Below are 22988 nucleotides of genomic sequence, written 5' to 3' on the forward strand. Positions count from 1 at the left end.
CACCGAACTTGCGGTCCGCCTCCAGGGCGAACAGCGCGGCCGCCAGGACCGGGAAGGCCAGCAGGACCAGGACACCGGTCAGCAGGACGTTCCACACGAAGATCGGCATGCGGAACATCGTCATGCCCGGCGCGCGCATGCAGATGATCGTGGTGATGAAGTTGACCGAGCCGAGGATGGTGCCGAAGCCGGAGAAGGCCAGACCCATGATCCACATGTCGGCGCCGATGCCCGGGCTGCGGACCGCGTCCGACAGCGGGGAGTAGGCGAACCAGCCGAAGTCGGCCGCACCCTGCGGGGTGAGGAAGCCGGCGACGGCGATGAGCGAGCCGAACAGGTACAGCCAGTAGGCGAACATGTTCAGCCGCGGGAAGGCCACGTCCGGCGCGCCGATCTGGAGCGGCATGATCCAGTTCGCGAAGCCGGCGAACAGCGGCGTCGCGAACATCAGCAGCATGATCGTGCCGTGCATCGTGAACGCCTGGTTGAACTGTTCGTTCGACATCATCTGCAGGCCCGGACGCGCCAGCTCGGCGCGCATGAGAAGCGCCATCACGCCACCGATGCAGAAGAACACGAACGACGTGACCAGGTACAGCGTACCGATGGTCTTGTGGTCGGTGGTGGTGAGCCACTTGACCACGACATTGCCGGGCTGCTTGCGCCGGACCGGCAGCTCATTCTCGTAGGAGTCTTCAGCTGCCGCGGCACCCTGGGGTTCGTTGAGGATGCTCACAGGTTGTTCGTCTCCCGGTTCTTCTCGTGGGCGGTCTGCTCGATGCCCGCGGGAACGTAACCGGTCTGCCCCTTCTTGACGAGGTCCTTGAGGTACTGCTCGTAGCGCTCGGGGGAGACGACCTTCACGTTGAACAGCATCCGGGAGTGGTCGACACCGCACAGCTCGGCGCACTTGCCCAGGAAGGTGCCCTCATGGTTGGGGACCACCTGGAAGGCATTGGTGTGACCCGGGATGACGTCCTGCTTCATGAGGAACGGCACCACCCAGAAGGAGTGGATGACGTCACGCGAAGTGAGGACGAAGCGGACCGTCTTGCCCTCGGGGAGCACAAGGGTCGGGCCCGGGTTGTTGGTCTGCGGGTTCCGCTCACCGGGGACACCGCAGTTGTAGACACCGCCGGCGTCGGCCGGGAAGTCCTTCTTGAACCGGTCCGGGATCGCGGACAGGTTCGCGTCGGTCTTCGCGTCGCCGCTGGAACCGTCGACGTTCTCGATGTAGTTGAAGCACCAGCTCCACTGGAAGCCGACCACGTTGACCGTGACGTCGGGCTTCTTGTCGAGGCTCAGCAGCTTCGTCTCGTCACGTGCCGTGAAGTAGAACAGCACCGAGACGATGATGATCGGCACCACCGTGTACAGAGCCTCGATGGGCATGTTGTACCGGGTCTGCGGAGGAACTTCGACCTTCGTACGGCTGCGCCGGTGGAAGAAAGCACTCCACAGGATCAGGCCCCACACCAGCACGCCGGTGGCCAGCGCGGCCGCCCAGGAGCCCTGCCACAGGGAGAGGATCCGCGGAGCCTCTTCTGTGACCGGGGTGGGCATGCCAAGGCGGGGGAAGTCCTTGTATGTGCAACCGGTGGCGGTCGCCAGGACCAGGCCCGCGGTCATTGCCTGCAGCAGCTTCCGCCGCATCGGGCGCCGCGGCGAGCGGTCGGAGCCGTTGGGACTCACGTAGCGCCTTCCCGAGAGTCTCGCCCGCGCGGTTGGCTGCGGCCTGCCTTCTCGCTGGTCGGTCGCCGCCCTGCGTCGGGCAGGGGTTTGGATGTTTATGCGGACCAAACCCTAGCCGACGCCCTCCGGGGGTTCGCGGGGAGGGTGGCATACGCGCCGCCTGTCACCCCGAAGGGGTGGGAAGGGGCTCGGGAGGGGCGCCTAATAGCTCGTCAATGCGGCTTGTGCGGCGAGTGCGGCTTTGGTTGTGGCTGGTCGCGTCGCTCCCCGTGCCCCCGCACCGCGTCCCCACGTCTAACGTTGCGGTGTGTCCTACTTCGACGCCGCCTCCGCCGCTCCCCTCCATCCCGTCGCCCGGCAGGCCCTGTTGGCCTCGCTCGACGAGGGGTGGGCCGATCCCGCCCGGCTCTACCGCGAGGGGCGTCGGGCGCGGATGCTGCTGGACGCGGCACGGGAGGCCGCCGCCGAGGCCGTCGGCTGCCGGCCCGACGAGTTGGTGTTCACGTCCTCCGGGACGCGGGCCGTGCACAGCGGGATCGCGGGGGCGTTGGCCGGACGGCGGCGGACCGGACGTCACCTGATCGTGTCATCCGTCGAACACTCCTCGGTGCTCCATTCGGCCGAGACGCACGAGGCCGGCGGCGGCACGGTGAGCCGGGTGGAGGTCGACCGGGGCGGCGCGGTGTCCGCGGAGACCTACACGCGGGCGCTGCGGCCCGACACCGCGCTCGTCTGTCTTCAGTCCGCCAACCACGAGGTGGGGACCGAGCAGCCGGTCGCGGAGGTGGCCGACAGGTGCCGGGCCGCAGGGGTGCCGCTGCTGGTGGACGCCGCCCAGTCGCTCGGCTGGGGGCCGGTGGACGGGCCCTGGTCGCTGCTGACGGGCAGTGCGCACAAGTGGGGCGGGCCGTCCGGGGTGGGGCTGCTGGTGGTCCGCAAGGGGGTGCGGTTCGCTCCCCAAGGAGCCCTGGACGAGCGGGAGTCGGGGCGGGCCGCCGGGTTCGAGAACATCCCGGCCGTGGTGGCCGCGGCGGCCTCGCTGCGGGCGCTGCGGGCGGAGGCGGCGGCCGAGGCGGCCCGGCTGCGGGAGCTGACGGAGCGGATCCGGGCCCGGGTGGCGGCCGTGGTGCCCGATGTGGAGGTGGTGGGGGATCCGCGGCGGCGGCTGCCGGGGATCGTCACCTTCTCCTGTCTGTACGTCGACGGGGAGGCGCTGCTGCACGAGTTGGACCGGGAGGGGTTCTCGGTCTCCTCGGGGTCCTCCTGCACCAGCAGCACCCTGACGCCGAGCCATGTGCTCAGGGCCATGGGGGTGCTGAGCGAGGGGAACGTGCGGGTGTCGCTGCCGTTCGGGGCGGCCGAGGAGGACGTGGAGCGGTTTCTGGCCGTTCTGCCCGGGGCCGTGGCGGGGGTGCGGGAGAAGCTGGGGGCGTCGGCCCCGGTGGCGGACGTCCGCGGCGACGAGCTCGTCGTGGACGCCCTCGGCAAGCGCTGCCCGATCCCCGTCATCGAGCTGGCGAAGGTCATCGGGGACGTACCGGTCGGCGGCACCGTGCGGGTGCTCTCCGACGACGAGGCGGCCCGGCTCGACATCCCGGCGTGGTGCGAGATGCGGGGGCAGGAGTACGTCGGTGAGGAACCGGCGGACCACGGCTTCGCCTATGTGGTCCGCCGGGTGTCCTGACCCGGGCTTCCGCCGGGGTCAGGACACGGCTCAGGGGGCCTCAGCCGAGGTGCTTGCGGACCTCGGAGGCGGCCTCGTCGCCGTACTTGGTGGCGAAGCGGTCCATGAAGTGGGCGCGGCGCAGCTGGTACTCCTGCGTGCCGACCGTCTCGATGACGAGGGTGGCGAGCATGCAGCCGATCTGGGCGGCGCGCTCCAGGGAGACGCCCCAGACCAGACCGGACAGGAAGCCCGCGCGGAACGCGTCGCCGACGCCGGTGGGCTCGGCCTTGCGCTCCTCCTGCGGGCAGCCGACCTCGATCGGGTCCTCGCCGTCCCGCTCGATGCGGACACCGCGGGAGCCGAGGGTGGTGACGCGATGGCCGACCTTGGCGAGGATCTCCCGGTCGCTCCAGCCCGTCTTCGTCTCGATGAGGCCCTTCTCGTACTCGTTGGAGAAGAGGTACGTCGCCCCGTCCAGCAGGATGCGGATCTCCTCGCCGTCCATCCGGGCGATCTGCTGCGAGAAGTCGGCGGCGAACGGGATCGACCGGGAGCGGCACTCCTCCGTGTGGCGGAGCATCGCCTCCGGGTCGTCGGCGCCGATCAGGACCAGGTCGAGGCCGCCGACGCGGTCGGCGACGGTCTTCAGCTCGATGAGACGGGCCTCGCTCATCGCGCCCGTGTAGAAGGAGCCGATCTGGTTGTGGTCGGAGTCGGTGGTGCACACGAAACGGGCGGTGTGCAGGGTCTCCGAGATACGGACCGACTCGGTGTCGACACCGTGGCGGTCCAGCCAGGCCCGGTAGTCGTCGAAGTCGGAACCCGCGGCGCCGACCAGGACGGGCTGGGTGCCGAGCTGCCCCATGCCGAAGGCGATGTTCGCCCCGACCCCGCCGCGCCGTACGTCCAGCTTGTCGACCAGGAAGGACAGCGAGACCGTGTGCAGCTGGTCCGCGACGAGCTGGTCGGCAAAGCGGCCGGGGAAGGTCATGAGGTGGTCGGTTGCGATGGAGCCGGTGACTGCGATGCGCACGGCGTGGACTCTCCTGAGGGGAGGGGGATTGACAGTTCACGCTACCCGGTGGAGCAGCGCCACTGAAGCAGTCGAAACTACCCGATAGTAGATCTTTCTTCGCGGGCTCCAGCGTGCTTACGGTTCCGCTATGACGAACCTCGAGCTCCACGCGACCGCTCCGGCCGACTTCGAAGGCGGCCTGGCGTCGCTGCGGGGCGACTGCGCCCGGATGGTTCCGCACTGGGCGGCGCCGGAGAAGGTCGCCTCCCGCCCGGTCTCCCCCTCCCTCATCCACGGCGTCTCGGTCCCGGCGACCTCGGCCCGGCTGCTGGAGGCCATGCCGGACTACGGAAACTAGGACAGATCCCAGGAGCCCGCAGGACTTTCCGGGGTTTCCCGGGTTTTCCCGGGCCCCGCCCGGACTTTTTCCTTCGGCACGGCGCTCGGGAGGGAACCGTGCGCTCCCCCGCCGCGTCCCATCGCTGTCCCCCGTAAAGGGGATGTGGGGTACGACAGCAGGGCAGCCGAAGGAGCGATGCGGTGAACACCGAGCGACCCGAGAACGACGACGCCGCGCGCGAGCCGGAGCGGACGGGTTCCGGCGAGGCGACGACGGAGACCCCGGGGGCCGGGAAGGGCGTGGCCGGTCCCGAGGCGTCCGGGACCGAGCGGGCCGAACCGCTTGCGGAGCAGGCGGAGCAGGCGGAACAGGCCGAGGCCGGGGCTGCCGTGGGGGAGAAGGGCCCGGCCGAGGCCGACGGTCGTGTTCCCGCGGCGACCGGGGGCGGACAGGCCGAGGGCGAGAAGGAGCAGGCCGCCGACACCGACGAGGCCGACTCCGACTCCGACGCCGACGCCGGTGAGGTCGCCGGCGCCGATGACACCGCCGCCTCCGCCGTCGGCGCGCCGGCCGGTGCCGCCGGCACCGACGTCACCCCCGAGCCCGGCGCCGCCGCCCGGCCGGACGGTGGGTCCTCCCCCGCTCCTCGCCGCCGTTCCCCGCTCCTCGTCGCCTCCGTGGCCGCCGCGGTGCTGCTGGTGGGCGGAGGCGGGGCGTATCTCACGGCTCAGGCCGGTGGCGGTTCCGGTGGGGCCGGGGCGCCCTCGGGGGACGGGACTCCCCCGGCGCTCGCGCTGGACGACTACGCGGGGAACACCTCCGGTGGCGGTACGAGCGGTATCGCGCCCGGGGAGCCGAACCCGTACGGGGTGACGTACACGGCGGCCGGCGACCTGCCCGACGGGCCCGGTTCGGCGCCCGTGTACCGGGCGACGGGCACGGTCACGAAGGACGAGGTGGCACGGCTGGCGAAGGCGCTCGGGGTCGACGGGGCGCCGGTGGCCGACGGGGACGCCTGGAAGGTCGGCTCCGGCAACGACGGCTCCGGGCCGGTGCTGCGGGTGAACCGGCAGGCGCCGGGCATGTGGACGTTCACCCGGTTCACGCCGGGCACCGACAACTGCACCGGCGGCATCGCCAAGTGCACCAAGGACCCCGTGGCCCCGGCGGTCGACCCGGTGAGCGAGGCGGCCGCGAAGAAGGCGGCGGCTCCGGTCCTGAAGGCCGTCGGGCAGGAGGACGCCGAGCTGGACGCGAGCCAGGTCATGGGCGCCCAGCGGATCGTGAACGCCGACCCGGCGATCGACGGCCTGCCCTCCTACGGCTGGACGACCGGTGTCACGGTCAGCGCCCAGGGTGCGGTGGTGGGCGCGAACGGGCAGCTCAAGACGCCGGTGAAGGGTGACACGTACCCGCTGCTGAGTGCCGAGGAGGCGCTGGCGGCGATGAACGCGGCGCCGGGGACGGAACACCGGATGGGCATCGGCGGGTGCGCCAGCCCGGTGCCCCTGAAGGACCGGCTGGAAAGCCCCTGCGGGTCGTCGGCCGCCACCCCGCAGAAGCAGGAGACGGTCACGATCGAGGACGCGGTGCTGGGGCTCGCCCCGCACACCTCCGGCGGCCGGCAGGTGCTCGTACCGTCCTGGCTGTTCGACGTGAAGGCGTCGGGGGCCGCGGACGAGTACACGCTGACGCATCCGGCGGTGGAACCGGCGTATCTGGCGTCGGCCTCCACTCCGACGCCGACGGCGAGTGCCGGCGGGTCGTCGCGTGAGGTGCAGGTCGAGGACTACACGGCCGAGGGCGACGAGCTGGTGGTGAGCTTCACCGCCGGGGTGTGCGCCGACTACACGGTGACGGCGGACGAGAGCGGCGACCGGGTGAAGGTCACGGTGACCGAGACGCCCTGGCCCGACAAGGTCTGCATCATGATCGCCAAGGAGTACCACCGGACCGTACGGCTGGACGAGCCGCTCGGCGCCCGGCAGGTCGTCGGCTCGGACGGCACGTCGATCCCGCTGGAGAAGCCGGGGGCGCGGCTGCCGCAGTAACCCGCCGCAGGGACACGCGAAAGGCGGCGGCCCCCCTCACCGGGGGGCCGCCGCCTTTCGCGTACCGCGGCGCGGCCTAGCTGAAGGAGTCGCCGCAGGCGCAGGAGCCCGTCGCGTTCGGGTTGTCGATCGTGAAGCCCTGCTTCTCGATGGTGTCGACGAAGTCGATGGACGCGCCGCCCAGGTACGGGGCGCTCATCCGGTCGGTGACGACCTTGACGCCGTCGAAGTCCTTGACGACGTCACCGTCGAGCGAGCGCTCGTCGAAGAAGAGCTGGTAGCGCAGGCCGGAGCAGCCACCCGGCTGAACGGCGACCCGCAGGGCCAGGTCCTCACGGCCTTCCTGGTCGAGCAGGGCCTTGACCTTCGCCGCGGCGGCGTCGGACAGGATGATGCCGTCGGTGACGGTGCTGGTCTCGTCCGATACGGACATCTACATCTCTCCCGGGTTGTACGGAGACTGCTTGCCGACGGTTGCAACCGACGGGGCCGCGGATTCATTCCGGGCCGGGCACTTCTCTTTCGCCTGTCTCTTCATGCTCGCACACCGGCGCCGAAGCGAACAGCGACCGTCCGGCTCGGCGGAGGCACCTTTCCGGGATTCATGTCACATCGACGCAATGACCATCGTCAAAGTGACGTGAAGCAGGCTATCATAGATAGCGTCAGTTCGACGAAAAGTAGAAAGGGTGCGTGACGTGACCACCGCCCAGACCACGGAGCTCGACGTACAGCCGACTCCACTCGCCCTGTTGCTGCTCGGCCGCGAGGCCGACCCGAGGAGCGAGCGGGGCGTCGAGTGCCCCGGCGACCTGCCCTCGCCGTCCGACCCGGACCTGGTCGAGCGCGCCCGCGCGGCCAAGGAGAAGCTCGGTGACAAGGTCTTCGTGCTCGGCCACCACTACCAGCGCGACGAGGTCATCCAGTTCGCCGACGTCACGGGCGACTCCTTCAAGCTGGCCAAGGACGCGGCCGCCCGCCCGGAGGCCGAGTACATCGTCTTCTGCGGTGTGCACTTCATGGCCGAGTCGGCCGACATCCTGACGTCGGACGACCAGAAGGTGGTCCTGCCCGACCTCGCCGCCGGCTGCTCGATGGCCGACATGGCGACCGCCGAGCAGGTCGCCGAGTGCTGGGACGTGCTGACCGAGGCCGGCATAGCCGAGCAGGTCGTGCCCGTCTCGTACATGAACTCGTCCGCCGACATCAAGGCGTTCACGGGGAAGCACGGCGGCACGATCTGCACCTCCTCCAACGCCCAGCGAGCTCTGGAGTGGGCCTTCCAGCAGGGTGAGAAGGTCCTCTTCCTGCCCGACCAGCACCTCGGCCGCAACACGGCCGTGCGGGACATGGGCCTGTCCCTGGAGGACTGCGTCCTCTACAACCCGCACAAGCCGAACGGCGGGCTGACCGCCGAGCAGCTGCGCGACGCGAAGATGATCCTGTGGCGCGGCCACTGCTCGGTGCACGGCCGCTTCAGCCTGGAGTCGGTCGAGGACGTCCGCGCCCGCATTCCCGGCGTGAACGTCCTGGTGCACCCCGAGTGCCGGCACGAGGTCGTGGCCGCGGCGGACTACGTCGGCTCGACCGAGTACATCATCAAGGCGCTGGAGGCGGCCCCGGCCGGCTCCAAGTGGGCCATCGGCACGGAGCTGAACCTGGTCCGCCGCCTGGCGAACCGTTTCGCGCCGGAGGGCAAGGAGATCGTCTTCCTCGACAAGACGGTCTGCTTCTGCTCGACCATGAACCGCATCGACCTCCCCCACCTCGTCTGGACCCTGGAGTCCCTCGCCGAGGGCAAGCTGGTCAACCGCATCGAGGTCGACCAGGAGACCGAGACGTTCGCGAAGCTGGCACTGGAGCGCATGCTGGCGCTGCCGTAACCGGATCGCCGTGGACCCGGATCACCCCGACAGCGGCTCCCGGTCGGGGTGGGCCGGGTCCAGCGCGAACGCGGTCCCGTCGGGGGCGAGCACCACCAGGGAGCCCCCGTCGGGAAACACCCGCGCCGTGTGGAAACTCGTCGGGAAGACCTGCTCGGCCCGCGCCGGGGACTCCCACAGCAGCCGGCCCGTCGCCGTGTCGAGCGCGGCCGCCCGCCCGGAGGCACTGGCCGCGAACAGGGTGCGGCCCCGCTCGTCGGGGACGGGCCTGCCGGGCTGCTGGAGAGTGGTCGAGGTCGCCCACAGCCTCTTGCCCGTCCCGGGCGCGTGCGCGGTCACCCGTCCGCTGGAGGCGGCGAAGCAGAGCACTCCGCCCACCAGCGCGGGTTCGCCCCGTGGGCTGCCCGCGAGGCTCTTCCTCCGTACGGTCCCGGTGTCCGGGTCGATCAGCAGGACCGCGGTGTACGTCGAGTCCCCGGACAGCGCCTCGTCCTGTTCGCCGAACTCCAGGAAGACCAGATCGCCGTCGGCCTCGCCGACGTGCTCGAGCTCGCCGTCCGGCACGCTCACCTTCCGGGTCGTGCCGTCGGCCGGGTCCACGGCGTAGAACACGGTGCGCGACGGGTAGCCCGCGTCGGAGCAGCCGGCGTACGGAAGTCCGCCGATGTCGTGGAACTTGCAGGAATACGTCGGCCCGGCGGGCAGGTCCGTGGTCCAGCGCGCGGTGCCGTCGCGCGGGTCGCGGGCCGTCACGCGGCTGCCGTCCGGGGCCAGCAGCAGATCGCCGATGACGGCCGGCTCGACGGCCCGGCTGTCCATGGGGCGCGACCAGAGCCGCTCGCCGGTGCCGGAGTCGAGGGCCACGGCCTTCATCGTCGGGTCGCCGCCCGTGCTGCTCACGACCGACTGTCTCACCAGCACCACGCCGTCCCGCTCCCCCAGGACCGTGCTGTCGTACTCCTCCCGGGACACCCCCGAGGGCACGGAGTCCGCACGCCAGGCGAGCCGGCCCGTCGCCCCGTCCACGCGGACGGGGAGGACACCGGAGCCCCCGCAGTACAGGGCGTCCTCGCCCATCGCGCAGGACAGGGTGTTGCCGGAGAAAGCCCCGTCGTCGTTCATCGGCCGGGTCACGCCGGAGAGCGCGGCCCCGTAGACCGAGGTCCGCCACGGCTTCCAGCCGGTGGGCAGCGGATCCCAGCGGGACGTCCGCGGGGCGGTGGTGTCCGACTGCGCCTTCGCGTCGTTGCGCTGGAACGGGTCGAGCAGGACGTAGCCGGTGACCGCCACGGCCACGACACCCGCCACCGCCGCCAGGACCGGCCACCGGCGCAGCCGGGAGCGGCGGGGCGGCCGGGGCGCGGCGGCGGCCTGGGTGGGCTCCTCGCGGGTGGTGCGGGCCGGCGGCAGCCGCAGGGTCACCGTCGCGTCGTCGCCCGCCGCCGGCTCGGGCAGCGCCTCGGCGAACTCCCGGCCCAGTTCCTCGAGTCCGGGCCGGTCGCCGGCCTCCTTGGCCAGGCAACGGGTCAGGACCGCGCGCAGCGGCTCGGCGACGGCGTCCACCGACGGTTCCTCGTGCATGACGCGGTACGCCGTCAGGTAGGGGCTGTCGGCGTCGAAGGGGCCGCGGCCGGTGGCGGCGAACACCAGCAGCGCGCCGAGGGAGAAGACGTCCGAGGCGGGTCCGACCGAGCGGGCGTCCGCGAACTGCTCCGGGGACATGAACGGCGGGGTGCCGATCGCGTGGCCGGTCTCGGTGAGGGTCTGGTTCTCGGCGGCGCGCGAGATGCCGAAGTCGATGACCCGGGGGCCGTCCTCGGCCATCAGGACGTTGGCGGGCTTGAGGTCCCGGTGGACCACCCCGGCGCGGTGGATGTCCCGCAGCGCCTCCACCAGCCCGAGGGCCAGCAGCCGCAGCTCCGCGCCCTTGAGCGGGCCGGCGCCGCGGATCCGGGCGGAGAGCGCCGGGCCGGGCACGTACTGGGTGGCCATCCAGGGCCGTGCGGCCTCCGGGTCGGCGTCCACGACCGGGGCGGTGAAGGCGCCGCTCACCTTGCGGACGGCGTCGATCTCCTGCCGGAAGCGGGCCCGGAAGACCTTGTCCTCGGCGTACTGGGCGTGCACCACCTTGACGGCGACCTCACGCCCCGATCGGGACCGGCCCAGGTAGACGACGCCCATGCCCCCGGACCCGAGCCGGTCGACGATCCGGTATCCGCCGAGCGCCTTCGGATCGTCCTTGTGCAGCGGCAACGCCCCGTTTCCCTTCCCCCGCCGAGCAGTTCGAGCTCACAGGATATGAAACCCGTACGGGGGAAGGGACATCGGCGCGTCAGGAGCTCAGACTCCGGCCGGTTCCGGGGTCTTCTCGGGCTCCGCGGGCTGCCGCTTCGCCGCGCGCTTCTTCGCACGGCGCTCCTTGCGCAGCTCCAGCATCGCGTAGAGCGTCGGGACGAGGAGCAGGGTGAGCAGCGTCGAGGTGATCAGACCGCCGATCACGACCACAGCCAGCGGCTGGGCGATGAAGCCGCCCTCGCCGGTGACGCCCAGGGCCATCGGGAGCAGGGCGAAGATGGTCGCCAGCGCCGTCATGAGGATGGGGCGCAGACGGTGCCGCCCGCCCTCGACGACGGCCTCGACGACGCCGTACCCCTGCTTGCGGTACTGGTTGATGAGGTCGATCAGGACGATCGCGTTGGTCACCACGATGCCGATGAGCATCAGCATGCCGATCATCGCCGGGACGCCCATCGGGGTGCCGGTGACGATCAGCAGGCCGATCGCGCCGGTCGCCGCGAACGGGATGGAGACCAGCAGGATCAGCGGCTGGGCGAGCGAGCGGAACGTCGCGACCAGCAGCATGAAGACGATCGCGATCGCCGCGAGCATCGCGAGGCCCAGGTTGGCGAAGGCGTCGTCCTGGTCCTGGCTGACCCCGCCGATCTCGGCCGTGGCGCCCGCCGGGAGCTTCAGGGCGTCGATCTTCGACTGGAGCTTGGTGCTCACCGCGCCCGTGTTGTCGCCGGTCGGGCGAGCGGTCACGGTGGCCGCGCGCTGACCGTCGATCCGGGTCATGGAGACCGGGCCGTCGACCAGTTCGACGGTCGCGATGTCGCCGAGCTTCACCGCGCCGAGGCGCAGCGCCTTGAGCTGGGCGAGGGTCTCGGCGGGCTGCTCGGACCGGATGACGACGTCACGCTCGGTGTCGTCCAGGATCGCCTTCGCCGCCGTCGTGCCGCGGACCGCCTGGGCGACCGCCGCGCCGAGCGACTGGTCGTCGAAACCGGCCGCCGCGGCCTTGGTGTTCGCCTTGACCGAGATGCGCGGCACGCTCTGCGAGAGGTCGCTGGTCACGTCGGTGACGTGGTCGAGCCCGGCCACGGTCTTGCGGACCTGCTCGGCCGTCGTGCGCAGCACGTCCGCGTCGGCCGCCTTCACCACGACGCTCAGGTCCTGGTTGCCGAAGCCGTCACCGGCGGCCACGGTGGTGGTGCCGACGCCGTCGAGCTTCTTCAGCCCGTCCTCGATGCGGTCCTGGACGTCCTCGTAGGAGGCGGAGTCCGTCAGCATCACCTGGTAGGACGCCTGGTTGGTGTCCGTGCCGCCGCCGAAGGCCGCCATGAAGCCGGAGGAGCCGATGGTGACCTGGTAGTCCTTGACGCCCTCAATACCGGCGAGCAGCTTCTCGACCTTCTTCGCCTGGGCGTCGGTCGCCGCGAGGCTGGTGCCCGGCTCCAGTTCCTGCTTGACCGTCAGGACCTGCTGCTCGCCCTGGTCGAAGAAGTTGGTCTTGAGCAGCGGGGCCATGCCGAAGGTGCCGATCAGGACGACGACGGCGATGGCCACACTGGTCAGCCGGCGCCGGGTCGCGAAGCGCAGGACGGGGACGTAGAAGCGCTGGAGGCGGCTCTTCGCCTCCTTCTCCTCGGCCGCGCGGCGGGCCTCCTCGGCGTCCTCGGGGGTGCCCTTGGGGGCGCGCAGGAACCAGTACGACAGGACGGGGACGACCGTCAGCGAGACGAGCAGGGAGGCCAGCAGGGCCGCCGTGACCGTGAGGCTGAACGAGCCGAACAGGGCGCCCACCATGCCGCCGACCAGGCCGATCGGCAGGAACACGGCGACCGTGGTGAGGGTGGAGGAGGTGACCGCGCCGGCCACCTCGCGGACGGCGGTGATGATCGCGCTCTGGCGCTCCTCGCCGTAGCCGAGGTGGCGCTTGATGTTCTCCAGGACGACGATCGAGTCGTCGACGACCCGGCCGATCGCGATGGTCAGCGCGCCCAGGGTCAGCATGTTCAGGGAGAGGTCGCGCGTCCACAGGACGATCAGCGCCAGCACCACGGACAGCGGGATGGAGACCGCGGTGACCAGCGTCGAGCGGACCGACGCCAGGAACACCAGGATGACGAGGACGGCGAAGAGCAGGCCGAGCGCGCCCTCGGTGGTGAGGCCCTCGATGGCCTTGGACACGGCCGGGCCCTGGTCGCTGACGACCGTGATCGCGGCGTCGGAGCCGAGGTCCTCGCGCAGGCCGGGGAGCTTGTCCTCGACGGCGTTCGAGATGGCGACCGCGCTGCCGTCGTGGTCCATGGTGACCATGACGGCGAGGCTGGGCTCGCCGTCGGTGCGGGTGAGGGAGTCGGCCGGGGCCTCCTCCTGCTTCACCGTGGCCACGTCACCGAGGCGGACCGGCTTCGCGCCGCCCACGCCGGGGATCCGCAGGTTCTCGATCTGGGCGACGGAGGTGTAGCCGCCGCCGACCCGGACGGTGCGGTTGCTGCCGGCCTCGTCGAAGGAGCCGGCCGGGACGGTCGCGCCGCCCGCCTGGAGGGCCTGGGCCAGGGACGGCCCGTTGAGGCCGGCCTTCGCCAGCTTCGCGTCGTCCGGGGTGACGGTGACCTGGAGGTCGCGGACGCCGGTGACGGTGACCTGGGCGACGCCGTCGATGCCCTTGAGCTCCGGGACGACGGTGGTGTCGAGCTGGTCGGCGAGGGCCTGCTGGTCCTTGCCGGAGGTGACGGCGAGGACGACCGTCGGCATGTCGTCCGTGGAACCGGCGACGACCTGCGGGTCCACGGCGTCCGGGAGCTGGACGCGGGCCCGGTTGACGGCCTGCTGGACGTCGGCGACCAGCTGCTTGGTGTCGTTGCCGTAGTCGAAGGACGCCAGGATGACGGCGTTGCCCTCGCTGGCGGTGGAGGTGACGCCGGTGATGCCGTCGACCGCCTCGAGGTTGTCCTCGATCGGCTCGATCACCTGCTTCTCGACGACGTCCGGGGAGGCGCCCTGGTAGGGGGCGAGCACGGACACCATCGGCAGTTCGATGGTGGGCAGCAGCTGCTGTTTGAGCTGCGGGATGGCGATCGCGCCGAAGACGAGCGCGACGATGGACATCAGGCCTATGAGGGCCCGCTGCGCGAGGCTGAATTTCGACAGCCAGGACATGGGTGAAGGGTCTCTCTTCTGTGAGCGTCAGAAGCGGCACTCGCCGTGCCAGGTGTGATGTCAGGTGTGGCCCTTACACCCTGTGGCATCGCCGGACGCCGATCCGTAGGCCCCAGGTCCCGTTCCTTATGCCGCTCCTACTCCGCCCGCAGTACGGCCGGGTGGAGGTCAGTCCACCCGTGGGCGTACCAGCCCGGACTCGTACGCGATCACCACGAGCTGGGCGCGGTCGCGGGCGCCCAGCTTGGCCATGGCCCGGTTGACGTGCGTCTTCACGGTCAGCGGGCTGACTTCGAGGCGTTCGGCGATCTCGTCGTTGGAGTGGCCGCCGGCGACCTGGACGAGGACCTCACGCTCGCGGACGGTCAGCGCGTCCAGGCGCTGGGCGCGGGCCGGGTCGCGGTGGTCGCCGAGCGCGTCGCCCTGGGCGAGGAAGCGGGCGATGAGGCCCTTGGTGGCGACCGGGGAGAGCAGCGCCTCGCCGCCGGCGGCGATCCGGATCGCGCTCAGCAGCTCCTCCGGTTCGCTGCCCTTGCCGAGGAAGCCGGAGGCGCCCGCGCGCAGCGACTGCACCACGTAGTCGTCGACCTCGAAGGTCGTCAGGATGACCACCCGGACCTGCGCCAGCGCGGGGTCGGCGCTGATCAGCCGGGTCGCGGCGAGCCCGTCCGTGCCGGGCATCCGGATGTCCATCAGGACGACGTCGGGGCACTCCTCCCGCGCCAGCCGGACCGCCTCCGCGCCGTCCGAGGCCTCGCCGACCACCTCCATGTCGGGCTCGGAGTCGACCAGCACCCGGAACGCGCTGCGCAGCAGGGCCTGGTCGTCGGCGAGCAGGACACGGATGGTCATACGGGGTCCTTCGCGTCCGGGGTACGGGGCTTGACCGGCAGGATCGCATGGACGCGGAAGCCGCCTCCGTAGCGGGGGCCGGTGGTGAGGGTGCCGCGCAGCGCGGTGACGCGTTCGCGCATGCCGAGCAGGCCGTGGCCGCCGCCCTCCTGCGGTCCGAGGGCGTTCCCGGAGCCGTCGTCGAGGACGGTGATCTCCAGGCTCGGTCCGACGCGGACGACGCTGACCTCGGCCTTGGCCTCCGGGCCCGCGTGCTTCTGCACGTTGGTCAGGGCCTCCTGGACGACCCGGTAGGCGGCCAGGTCGACGGCGGCGGGCAGCCGGGTGCCGGCGTCGCCGCGGGCCACCTCGACCTGGAGCCCGGCGCTGCGGAAGGTGCCGGCGAGTTCGTCGAGGCGGTCCAGGCCGGGCGCGGGTTCGGTGGGGGCCTCGGGGTCGCCGGACTGGCGCAGCAGGCCGACGGTGGCCCGCAGCTCGTTCAGGGCGGAGCGGCTGGCCTCGCGGACGTGCGCGAGGGCCTCCTTGGCCTGGTCGGGCCGCTTGTCCATGACATGGGCGGCGACCCCGGCCTGGACGTTGACCAGGGCGATGTGGTGGGCGACGACGTCGTGCAGGTCCCGGGCGATGCGCAGGCGCTCCTCGGCGACCCGGCGGCGGGCCTCCTCCTCCCGGGTGCGTTCGGCCCGCTCGGCCCGCTCGCGGATGGCCTGCACCACCGCCCGCCGGCTGCGCACGGCGTCCCCCGCGGTGGCGCCGATGCCGGTCCAGGCGAGGATCCCGAGGTTCTCCTGGGCGTACCAGGGCAGTGGTCCGGCGAGCATGGCGGCGCCGGTGAGGACGGTCATGGTGAGCAGGGCGGCCCGCACGGTGGTGGGGCGGTCGGTGGTGGCGGCGACGGTGAAGAGGGCCACGACGGCGGACATCGCGACGGGGGCGCGGGGGTCGCCGGTGACGGACTCGGCGACGGAGACGGTGCCGGTGACGGCGAGGACCGCCATGGGGGCGCGGCGGCGGAAGACGAGGGCGACGGCGCCGAGGGTCATCAGCAGCAGGCTGAGGGGGTCCGGGGTGCGGATGCGCCAGCTGACGGTGTGGCCGCTGTGGGGGTCGACGAAGGAGCCGGCGAGCATGCACAGCAGGACACCCGCGGCGAGGGCGGCGTCCGCCGCGAGGGGGTGCGCCTTCAGCTGGCGCTGGGCTCGGGCGAGGGTGGTCACTGTTCAGTTACCGTCGCTTTCCGTGCCGTGGCCGGTGCTGAACGTCAGGCCGTGACACGGATCCTCATCCGGGAATCAGCCCGTCGTCGCTCAGCATCTCCCGGACCTCCTCCAGGCTCGCGTCCGGGGCCGGGAGGATCAGTTCGGAGGGTTCCAGGGCGTCGTCCGGGAGGGGTGCGCCGAGGCGTCGGACGGCGTCGAGGAGAGCGCCGAGGGTGCGGTGGAAGCCCGCGTCGTCGCCGCTCTCCATCTCTTCCAGCAGGTCGTCGTCCAGCGTGTTCAGCTCGGCGACGTGGGAGTCGGCCAGCTTCCACTGGCCCTCCCCCATGATCCGTACGATCATGTCGGCCTCCTCGGCTCCGGGCCCCGGCGCCGGACTGCGGCTACTGCTTGTCGAAGCGCGGGGTGTCCTGCGGCTGCTGCTGGGGCTGCGCCTGACCTGTGCCGCCTTCGATGGCCTGCTGACCGGAAGAGCTGCCGCCGGCCAGTTCCGCCTTCATGCGCTGAAGCTCCAGCTCTACATCCGTACCACCGGAGAGGCGGTCCAGCTCGGCCTGGAGGTCGTCCTTGGCGATGCCGGTCGGGTCGTCCAGGGCGCCGGAGGCGAGCAGCTCGTCGAGGGCGCCGGCCCGGGCCTGGAGCTGGGCGGTCTTGTCCTCGGCGCGCTGGATGGCCAGGCCGACGTCGCCCATCTCCTCGGAGATGCCGGAGAAGGCCTCGCCGATGCGCGTCTGGGCCTGGGCCGCGGTGTACGTGGCCTTGATGGTCTCCTTCTTCGTACGGAAGGCGTCGACCTTGGCCTGGAGGCGCTGCGCCGCGAGGGTGAGCTTCTCCTCCTCGCCCTGGAGCGTGGCGTGCTGCGTCTCCAGGTCGGTGACCTGCTGCTGAAGCGCCGCGCGGCGGGACAGGGCCTCGCGGGCGAGGTCCTCCCGGCCGAGCGCGAGGGCCTTGCGGCCCTGGTCCTCCAGCTTGGAGGACTGCGTCTGCAACTGATTGAGCTGGAGTTCCAGCCGCTTGCGGGAGGTGGCCACGTCGGCGACGCCGCGGCGGACCTTCTGGAGCAGCTCCAGCTGCTTCTGGTACGAGTAGTCGAGGGTCTCGCGCGGGTCCTCGGCCCGGTCAAGGGCCTTGTTCGCCTTCGCGCGGAAGATCATCCCCATACGCTTCATGACACCGCTCATGGGCTTCGCGCGCCCCCTTCTGACGTCCAGCTCCAGCTCTGCGACAGAACCCACAGTACGGGCCCTGCATCCATTGACGCACTGTTCGGGGACGGATGCGCTCCTCCCCAAGGACGACTGACCACGGCCTTGCTCCGGCGTAGGGAGTAGGTGGTCTTCAGGGTGACCGTGAAGTCACCGGACGTCCCTGTTCCTCGGTGTTCCCCGGTCTCGTCCGGGTCTGTCCCCTCTACAGACGACTGGTGTTGCCGGATCGTTCCCCGCCGGGCTGGGGTCCATGCCCCGAAGCGCTTACCCTTGGGTTTTGTGTTCCGTAGCCGTGCCAAGGAAGAGAAGGCCCCCGCCGACAAGGCCGTGGTGACCGACTCCAAGCAGACCCGCGACCCGCAGGCCCCCAAGGGCAGGCCCACGCCCAAGCGCAGTGAGGCCCAGTCCCAGCGCCGCAGCGTCGCCAGTACCCCGATGACGCGCAAGGAGGCGGGCAAGCGTCAGCGCGACGAGCGCCGCAGCCAGATGGAGCGCCAGCGCCAGGCCCTGGCGGGCGGTGACGAGCGCTATCTTCCGGCCCGCGACAAGGGTCCGGTGCGCAAGTTCGCCCGCGACTTCATCGACTCACGGTTCAACGTGGCGGAGTTCTTCCTGCCCATGGCCGTGATCATCCTGGTGCTGAGCATGGTTCGCGTGGGGTCGCTCCAGACCATCGCGCTGCTGCTGTGGCTGGTCGTGATCGTGCTGATCGTCCTCGACTCGATCCTCACCGGGTTCCGTCTGAGGAAGCGGCTCGCCGAGCGCTTCCCCGACGACAACCGTCGCGGCGCGGTGGCCTACGCGCTGATGCGCTCCCTCCAGATGCGTCGGCTCCGGCTGCCCAAACCGCAGGTCAAGCGCGGAGAGCGGCCCTGAGCACTGCGGCTTTCTCCGGGGGGGCGGCCGAGGCCTGGCTGAGCAGGCTGGGCGGGCTGCGTGATGTCGTACGGCAGGAGCTGGTGGCCCGGCAGCTCGACGAGCAGATGGCGGGGCGCTACCCGGTCGGGCAGCGGCTGCGGGTGCTCGACGTCGGAATGGGCCAGGGCACGCAGGCGCTGCGGCTGGCCCGGCTCGGCCACCAGGTGACCGGGCTGGAGCAGGACGCGACGATGGTCGCGGCGGCCCGTGAGGCCCTGGCGGGTGAGCCGGAGGGCATCCGGGAGCGGATGCGGATCATCGAGGGCGACGGCCGGGACACGGGCGTGCACTTCCTGCCCGGCAGTTTCGACGTGGTGCTGTGCCACGGTGTGCTGATGTACGTGCAGGAGCCGGACGCCCTGCTGGCGGGGCTCGCGCGGATGCTGGCCCCGGGCGGGCTGCTGTCGCTGCTGGTGCGGAACGCGGACGCGCTGGCCCTGCGGCCGGGGCTGAGCGGCGACTGGCCGGGCGCGGTGGCGGCCTTCGACTCCGTGACGTACCGCAACCGGCTGGGTCTGGACGTCCGGGCGGACCGGCTGGTCACGCTGACGGACGCGCTGGCCGGCATCGGGGCGCCGCTCCAGGCCTGGTACGGCGTGCGCGTGTTCACCGACACGGCCACCGACGGGGCCGAGATCCCCCAGGACCTTCAGACCCTGCTGACCGCCGAGGAGCGGGCGGGCCGCACGGATCCGTACCGGAGCGTGGCGGCACTGCTGCATCTGTGCGGGGTGCGCGGCTAGGGGCCGCGTCGGGCACGGGCGGGGCGGCCGTGGTGGCGGCCACCCCGTCGTGCGGCCAGGCGGCCGCGCCTACGACTCGTCGGCGTGCAGGCTCATCGGCCCGTAGATCTCGGTGGCGTCCTCGAACAGCCGCACCTGGTCCGCGCCGCCCTCCAGCAGGTCCTTCCACTGCTCCCCGATCCAGGACTCGGCGTCCCCCTGAGTGGTGAACTCCTCGGGCTGGACCGCGGGCTGGACCTCCGTCCCGTCGGCCTTCTCGAACCGCCACGTCCATGCCGCCATGTACGCCTCCCTGATGTGAACACGTGCAGAGCAGAAGCCGGATCTTGGTCCGGCTTCTGCTGTGCAGCCTAGTCGGATGCGCAAGACCAGGTCAGACAGGCGAAAATCTGTCCGTGGAAGTCACTCTTCTCGGTACCGGTGCCCCCGCGGGACTGCCCCGCCCCGACTGCTCCTGCGCGGTGTGCGCGCTCTCGCTCGCGGCACACGCGCGTGCGGCGACCGCCTTGCTCGTGGACGGGACGCTGCTGCTCGATCTCACCCCGGGCGCGGCCTTCGCGGCGGCCCGCGCGGGGCATTCCCTGGGCGGCGTGCAGCAGGTGCTGCTGTCGCATCCGCACGACGGTCCCGCCGTGGAGGTGCCCGCCGGGCTGCCGCAGCCGGTCCGGGTGCCGGACGGACGGGAGTTGACGCTGCTGACGGGGCATCGGGTGCGGGCGGTGGCGACGGACGCACCGGGCACGGGGTACGCGGTGCTCGGGCCTGACGGGCAGCGGCTGCTGTATCTGCCGCCCGGGAGCGCGCCGGCCGGGCTGGAGGAGGGGGCGAATCCGGTCGAGGGCTACGACCTGGTCCTCGGGGACGTCGTGGGCCGGCCGGACGCGCTGGCGAAGCTGCGGGCGGTGGGCGCCGTGGGACCGACCACGGACGTCGTCGCCGTCCATCTGGACCACGACGTGCCGCCGGGCGACGAGGTGCGGCGGCGGCTGGCCGCGGCGGGGGCGCGGGCGGTGCCGGACGGGACGACGCTGGCGGTGGGGGTGTACGAGGACGTGCCGGACGTACCGCGGCGGACGCTGGTGCTGGGCGGGGCCCGGTCGGGGAAGTCGGTGGAGGCCGAGCGCCGGCTGGAGTCGTTCCCGGACGTGCTGTACGTGGCCACGGGGGGCTCCCGGGGCGGGGACACCGAGTGGGCGTCACGGGTCGCCACGCACCGGGAGCGGCGGCCGGGGTCGTGGCGGACGGCGGAGACCTGCGATCTGGTGCCGCTGCTGGCGCAGGAGGGGGCGCCGCTGCTGATCGACTGTCTGTCGTTGTGGCTGACGGACGCGATGGACTCCGTGGGGGCCTGGGACGACGCGGTGTGGGCGGACGGGGGTGAGCGCGCCCTGCGGGCCCGGGTGGCCGAGTTGGTGGGGGCGGTGCGCGGGACCCGGCGGACGGTGGTGCTGGTGTCGAACGAGGTGGGGTCGGGGATCGTGCCCGCCACGGCCTCCGGGCGCCGGTACCGCGACGAGCTGGGACGGGTGAACGCGGCGGTGGGGGCCGAGTGCGAGCAGTTGCTGCTGGTCGTCGCGGGGCAGGCGGTGGTGCTGCGGGGGTGACCCGCGGCCTGGCCGGTTCGGGCCGGGCCCTTCGGCCGGGCCGGTTCGGTGGATCATGACGGACGGGCCCGGGCGGTCTTGCGTGCGACGACCCGGTACGCGTTCGAGAAGCGGGTGCGGCGCAGGGCCGGGGCCAGGAGGTGGTCCAGGGCCGCGGCCAGGGTGACGGCGGGACCGGTCAGGGGACGGAGGCGGCTGCCGGCCAGGCGGAGGGCGACGGCCGTCGAGAGGTCGTGGGGGGTGTGGGGGGTCCTGCGGTCCGTGCTGACGATGTCGCAGCCCTGGGCCTCCAGTTCGGTGCGGAGGTTGGCCAGCGGGATCAGGTGCAGGTGGCGGGGCTGGTCGTAGGGGTGCCACCACTTGCCGAGGACGGTCGCGGACGCGCTGGCGGGGTCGGAGAGTTCGAGGAGGAGGTGGCCGCCGGGGCGCAGGGCGGTGAGCGCGGCCGCGAGTTCCTCCTTCGGGTCCCGGGTGTGTTCCAGGTGGTGGAGCATGCTGACCACGTCGTAGCGGCCGCGCAGCCGGGCGAGCACCTCCGGGGTCGTCAGCCGGCCCCGGTGGGCCTCGTCCAGGCGGCCCGCCGCGCGCGCCCGCTCCACCCTGGGGGTCGGGTCCAGGCCGTCGAACGCCGTGTAGGTGAACAGTTCCTTCGCCGCCCGGGGGAAGGACGCGTCCCCGGTACCGACGTCCAGCCAGCTCTCCGGCTCCGGGAAGGGCAGCATCACCCGGGCCGTCGCCCGCAGGCGTCCGCGGCTGAACCGCGGGTCCCCGTCGGAGTCGTACAGCATCAGGCCCTCGGGGGTGAGGCGCGGGTTCTGGAAGGCGTGGGCGCAGTCCCGGCACTCGTCGACCACGAAGGTGCCCGGCCGGCGGTGGCGGAGGTCGGGGGACCGCAGTCGGGTGCGCAGGCGTTTCGAGCCGCACCAGGGGCAGTCGTCGCGGCGCGGATCGTGGATGGGCCTGGGCCGGGAGGGCATGAGCGGCTCCGGGGGGACGGCAAAGCACGAGACTGCGACATTCCGCAGCAAAGCGGAACGTATGGGATACGGATCTTGGGTGCAAAGACGTCGTGGGGGTGTGGTGCCCCTGTGGCGCTCTGACGTTCGGCCGGTGCCGGTACTGTTCGGCGAATGAGCTCGCTTAATCTCGACGACTTCACCGATCTGATCGAGCGCCCCGACGGCGGGGTGCGCCGCGACGCGGAGGCGCGCCGGGAACGTCAGATCGTGCCGCCCGGATCGCTGGGGCGCCTGGACGACCTGGGTGAGTGGCTGGCGGCGGCGCAGGGCGCGGTGCCCGTACGGCCGGTCGCCCGGCCCCGGGTGGTGCTGTTCGCCGGTGACCACGGTGTCGCCGAGCTCGGCGTGTCGGCCCGACCGGCGGGCAGCGCCGCGGAGTTGGTGCGGGAGATCCTGGAGGGCGGCCGCCCGGTCGCGGTGCTGGCCCGGCGGCTCGACGTGCCCGTGCGGATCGTCGACATGGCGCTGGACTGCGAGCCGGACACGTTCCCGGCGGACGTCGTACGGCACCGGGTGCGGCGCGGCAGCGGGCGGATCGACTTCGAGGACGCGCTGACCCTGGAGGAGACCGAGGCGGCCTTCCGCGCGGGCGTCGCGGTCGCCGACGAGGAGGCCGACTCCGGTACGGATCTGGTCGTGCTCGGCGATGTGAGCGTGGGCGGGACGACCGCCGCCGGCGTGCTGGTGGCCGCGCTGTGCGGGACGGACGCGTCCGTGGTGACCGGGCGGGGCGGCGAGGCCATCGACGACCTGGCGTGGATGCGCAAGTGCGCGGCGATCCGGGACGCGCTGCGCCGGGCGCGGCCGGTGCTCGGGGAGCAGCTCCAGCTGCTGGCGACCGTGGGCGGGGCCGACCTCGCCGCGATGACGGGCTTTCTGCTCCAGTGCGCCGTACGGAAGTTGCCGGTCGTGCTGGACGGTGTCGTGGCGGCCGCGTGCGCGCTCGTCGGGCAGCGGATCGCGTTCCGGGCGCCGGACTGGTGGCTGGCCGCGCACAGGAGCGGGGAGCCGGGGCAGGCGAAGGCGCTGGACCGGATGGCGCTGGAGCCGCTGCTCGACCAGGGCGTGAAGGTCGGGGAGGGTGCGGGGGCGCTGCTGGCCCTGCCGCTGGTGCAGGCCGCGGCCGCCCTGGCGGCCGAGCTGCCCGAGAAGCCGGTGAAGACCGAGAAGACCGAGAAGACCGAAGAGGCCGAAGAGGCGGAAGGGGCCGAAGGGGCCGGAGAGGCCGGAGAAGCCGGAGAGGCCGGAGAGGCCGAGGCTTCCGCCGAGGAGCGCGGAGGTCCCGGGGCCTGAGGGCCCGACGGGTCAAAAGAGACAGGCTGCACCAAAAGAGCG

The 22988-nt window shown here is 72.0% G+C and carries 20 protein-coding genes; 8 read left to right on the plus strand and 12 right to left on the minus strand.

Annotated elements, in window-relative coordinates; translation table 11 throughout:
- Together IE275_RS28230 and ctaC are read right to left on the minus strand one after the other, a co-directional pair.
- Positions 1-736 (minus strand): cytochrome c oxidase subunit I (locus IE275_RS28230; RefSeq protein WP_189714257.1); only part of this gene is annotated, 736 nt, incomplete at its 3' end.
- Positions 733-1692 carry an aa3-type cytochrome oxidase subunit II gene (gene ctaC, locus IE275_RS28235; RefSeq protein WP_189714258.1) on the minus strand — a complete coding sequence of 320 codons (960 nt, stop codon included), beginning with the start codon at positions 1690-1692 and terminating at the stop codon, positions 733-735. The genes ctaC and IE275_RS28230, both read right to left, overlap by 4 nt.
- 307 nt (positions 1693-1999) lie before the next feature.
- Between ctaC and IE275_RS28240 the strand changes: the two genes are divergently transcribed.
- Complete coding sequence (locus IE275_RS28240; protein ID WP_189714259.1) at positions 2000-3376, plus strand: cysteine desulfurase/sulfurtransferase TusA family protein; 1377 nt, start codon at positions 2000-2002, stop codon at positions 3374-3376.
- Between the two features lie 40 nt (positions 3377-3416).
- On the opposite strand, the gene IE275_RS28245 is transcribed toward IE275_RS28240, so the two are convergent.
- Complete coding sequence (locus tag IE275_RS28245; RefSeq protein WP_189714260.1) at positions 3417-4391, minus strand: carbohydrate kinase family protein; 975 nt, start codon at positions 4389-4391, stop codon at positions 3417-3419.
- A gap of 130 nt (positions 4392-4521) precedes the next feature.
- On the opposite strand from IE275_RS28245, the gene IE275_RS28250 reads away from it, so the two are divergent.
- Both IE275_RS28250 and IE275_RS28255 read left to right on the plus strand, forming a co-directional pair.
- Positions 4522-4731 (plus strand): hypothetical protein, encoded by a 210-nt coding sequence (locus IE275_RS28250; protein WP_189714261.1) that lies wholly within the window; start codon positions 4522-4524, stop codon positions 4729-4731.
- A gap of 182 nt (positions 4732-4913) precedes the next feature.
- On the plus strand, positions 4914-6764 hold the full coding sequence (locus tag IE275_RS28255; RefSeq protein ID WP_189714262.1) for a hypothetical protein: 1851 nt from the start codon (positions 4914-4916) through the stop codon (positions 6762-6764).
- Positions 6765-6840: 76 nt separating this feature from the next.
- On the opposite strand, the gene erpA is transcribed toward IE275_RS28255, so the two are convergent.
- Positions 6841-7197: an iron-sulfur cluster insertion protein ErpA gene (erpA, locus tag IE275_RS28260; protein ID WP_030039301.1), complete on the minus strand. Its 357-nt coding sequence runs from the start codon at positions 7195-7197 to the stop codon at positions 6841-6843.
- Between the two features lie 265 nt (positions 7198-7462).
- Here erpA and nadA point away from each other — a divergent pair, with 265 nt between their 5' ends.
- Positions 7463-8647: a quinolinate synthase NadA gene (gene nadA, locus IE275_RS28265; RefSeq protein ID WP_189714263.1), complete on the plus strand. Its 1185-nt coding sequence runs from the start codon at positions 7463-7465 to the stop codon at positions 8645-8647.
- 21 nt (positions 8648-8668) lie between these two features.
- Here nadA and IE275_RS28270 read toward each other — a convergent pair whose 3' ends face one another.
- From IE275_RS28270 to IE275_RS28295, 6 genes are all read right to left on the minus strand, one after another.
- Positions 8669-10900, minus strand: a complete 2232-nt coding sequence (locus IE275_RS28270) for a protein kinase domain-containing protein (RefSeq protein ID WP_189714264.1) — start codon at positions 10898-10900, stop codon at positions 8669-8671.
- 87 nt (positions 10901-10987) lie between these two features.
- Positions 10988-14092 (minus strand): efflux RND transporter permease subunit, encoded by a 3105-nt coding sequence (locus IE275_RS28275; protein ID WP_189714265.1) that lies wholly within the window; start codon positions 14090-14092, stop codon positions 10988-10990.
- Positions 14093-14260: 168 nt separating this feature from the next.
- Positions 14261-14944: a response regulator gene (locus IE275_RS28280; RefSeq protein ID WP_189714266.1), complete on the minus strand. Its 684-nt coding sequence runs from the start codon at positions 14942-14944 to the stop codon at positions 14261-14263.
- Positions 14941-16161 (minus strand): sensor histidine kinase, encoded by a 1221-nt coding sequence (locus IE275_RS28285; protein WP_189714267.1) that lies wholly within the window; start codon positions 16159-16161, stop codon positions 14941-14943. Before IE275_RS28285 ends, IE275_RS28280 begins: the two co-directional genes overlap by 4 nt.
- Positions 16162-16225: 64 nt before the next feature.
- On the minus strand, positions 16226-16504 hold the full coding sequence (gene pspAA, locus IE275_RS28290) for a PspA-associated protein PspAA (RefSeq protein WP_189714268.1): 279 nt from the start codon (positions 16502-16504) through the stop codon (positions 16226-16228).
- A gap of 40 nt (positions 16505-16544) precedes the next feature.
- Positions 16545-17315, minus strand: coding sequence for a PspA/IM30 family protein (locus IE275_RS28295; RefSeq protein ID WP_229870679.1), 771 nt, complete (start codon positions 17313-17315; stop codon positions 16545-16547).
- Between the two features lie 333 nt (positions 17316-17648).
- Here IE275_RS28295 and IE275_RS28300 point away from each other — a divergent pair, with 333 nt between their 5' ends.
- Together IE275_RS28300 and IE275_RS28305 are read left to right on the plus strand one after the other, a co-directional pair.
- The gene (locus IE275_RS28300; RefSeq protein ID WP_189714270.1) at positions 17649-18245 is read left to right on the plus strand and encodes a DUF3043 domain-containing protein; all 597 of its coding nucleotides are present in this window, start codon (positions 17649-17651) and stop codon (positions 18243-18245) included.
- A gap of 83 nt (positions 18246-18328) precedes the next feature.
- Positions 18329-19030 carry a class I SAM-dependent methyltransferase gene (locus IE275_RS28305; RefSeq protein WP_189714271.1) on the plus strand — a complete coding sequence of 234 codons (702 nt, stop codon included), beginning with the start codon at positions 18329-18331 and terminating at the stop codon, positions 19028-19030.
- A gap of 69 nt (positions 19031-19099) precedes the next feature.
- Here the strand turns inward: IE275_RS28305 and IE275_RS28310 are convergent, their stop codons facing one another.
- A complete protein-coding gene (locus IE275_RS28310) occupies positions 19100-19312 on the minus strand; it encodes a hypothetical protein (RefSeq protein ID WP_189714272.1) in 213 nt (70 codons plus the stop codon).
- A gap of 113 nt (positions 19313-19425) precedes the next feature.
- Here IE275_RS28310 and IE275_RS28315 point away from each other — a divergent pair, with 113 nt between their 5' ends.
- Positions 19426-20634, plus strand: coding sequence for a bifunctional adenosylcobinamide kinase/adenosylcobinamide-phosphate guanylyltransferase (locus IE275_RS28315; RefSeq protein ID WP_189714273.1), 1209 nt, complete (start codon positions 19426-19428; stop codon positions 20632-20634).
- A 53-nt stretch (positions 20635-20687) separates the two neighbouring features.
- On the opposite strand, the gene IE275_RS28320 is transcribed toward IE275_RS28315, so the two are convergent.
- On the minus strand, positions 20688-21611 hold the full coding sequence (locus tag IE275_RS28320; protein ID WP_189714274.1) for a class I SAM-dependent methyltransferase: 924 nt from the start codon (positions 21609-21611) through the stop codon (positions 20688-20690).
- Between the two features lie 153 nt (positions 21612-21764).
- Here IE275_RS28320 and cobT point away from each other — a divergent pair, with 153 nt between their 5' ends.
- A complete protein-coding gene (cobT, locus tag IE275_RS28325) occupies positions 21765-22946 on the plus strand; it encodes a nicotinate-nucleotide--dimethylbenzimidazole phosphoribosyltransferase (RefSeq protein WP_189714275.1) in 1182 nt (393 codons plus the stop codon).
- The last annotated feature ends 42 nt before the right edge of the window (positions 22947-22988 follow it).

The organism is Streptomyces phaeofaciens (assembly GCF_014648915.1).
GTDB classification, from domain to species: Bacteria; Actinomycetota; Actinomycetes; order Streptomycetales; family Streptomycetaceae; genus Streptomyces; species Streptomyces phaeofaciens.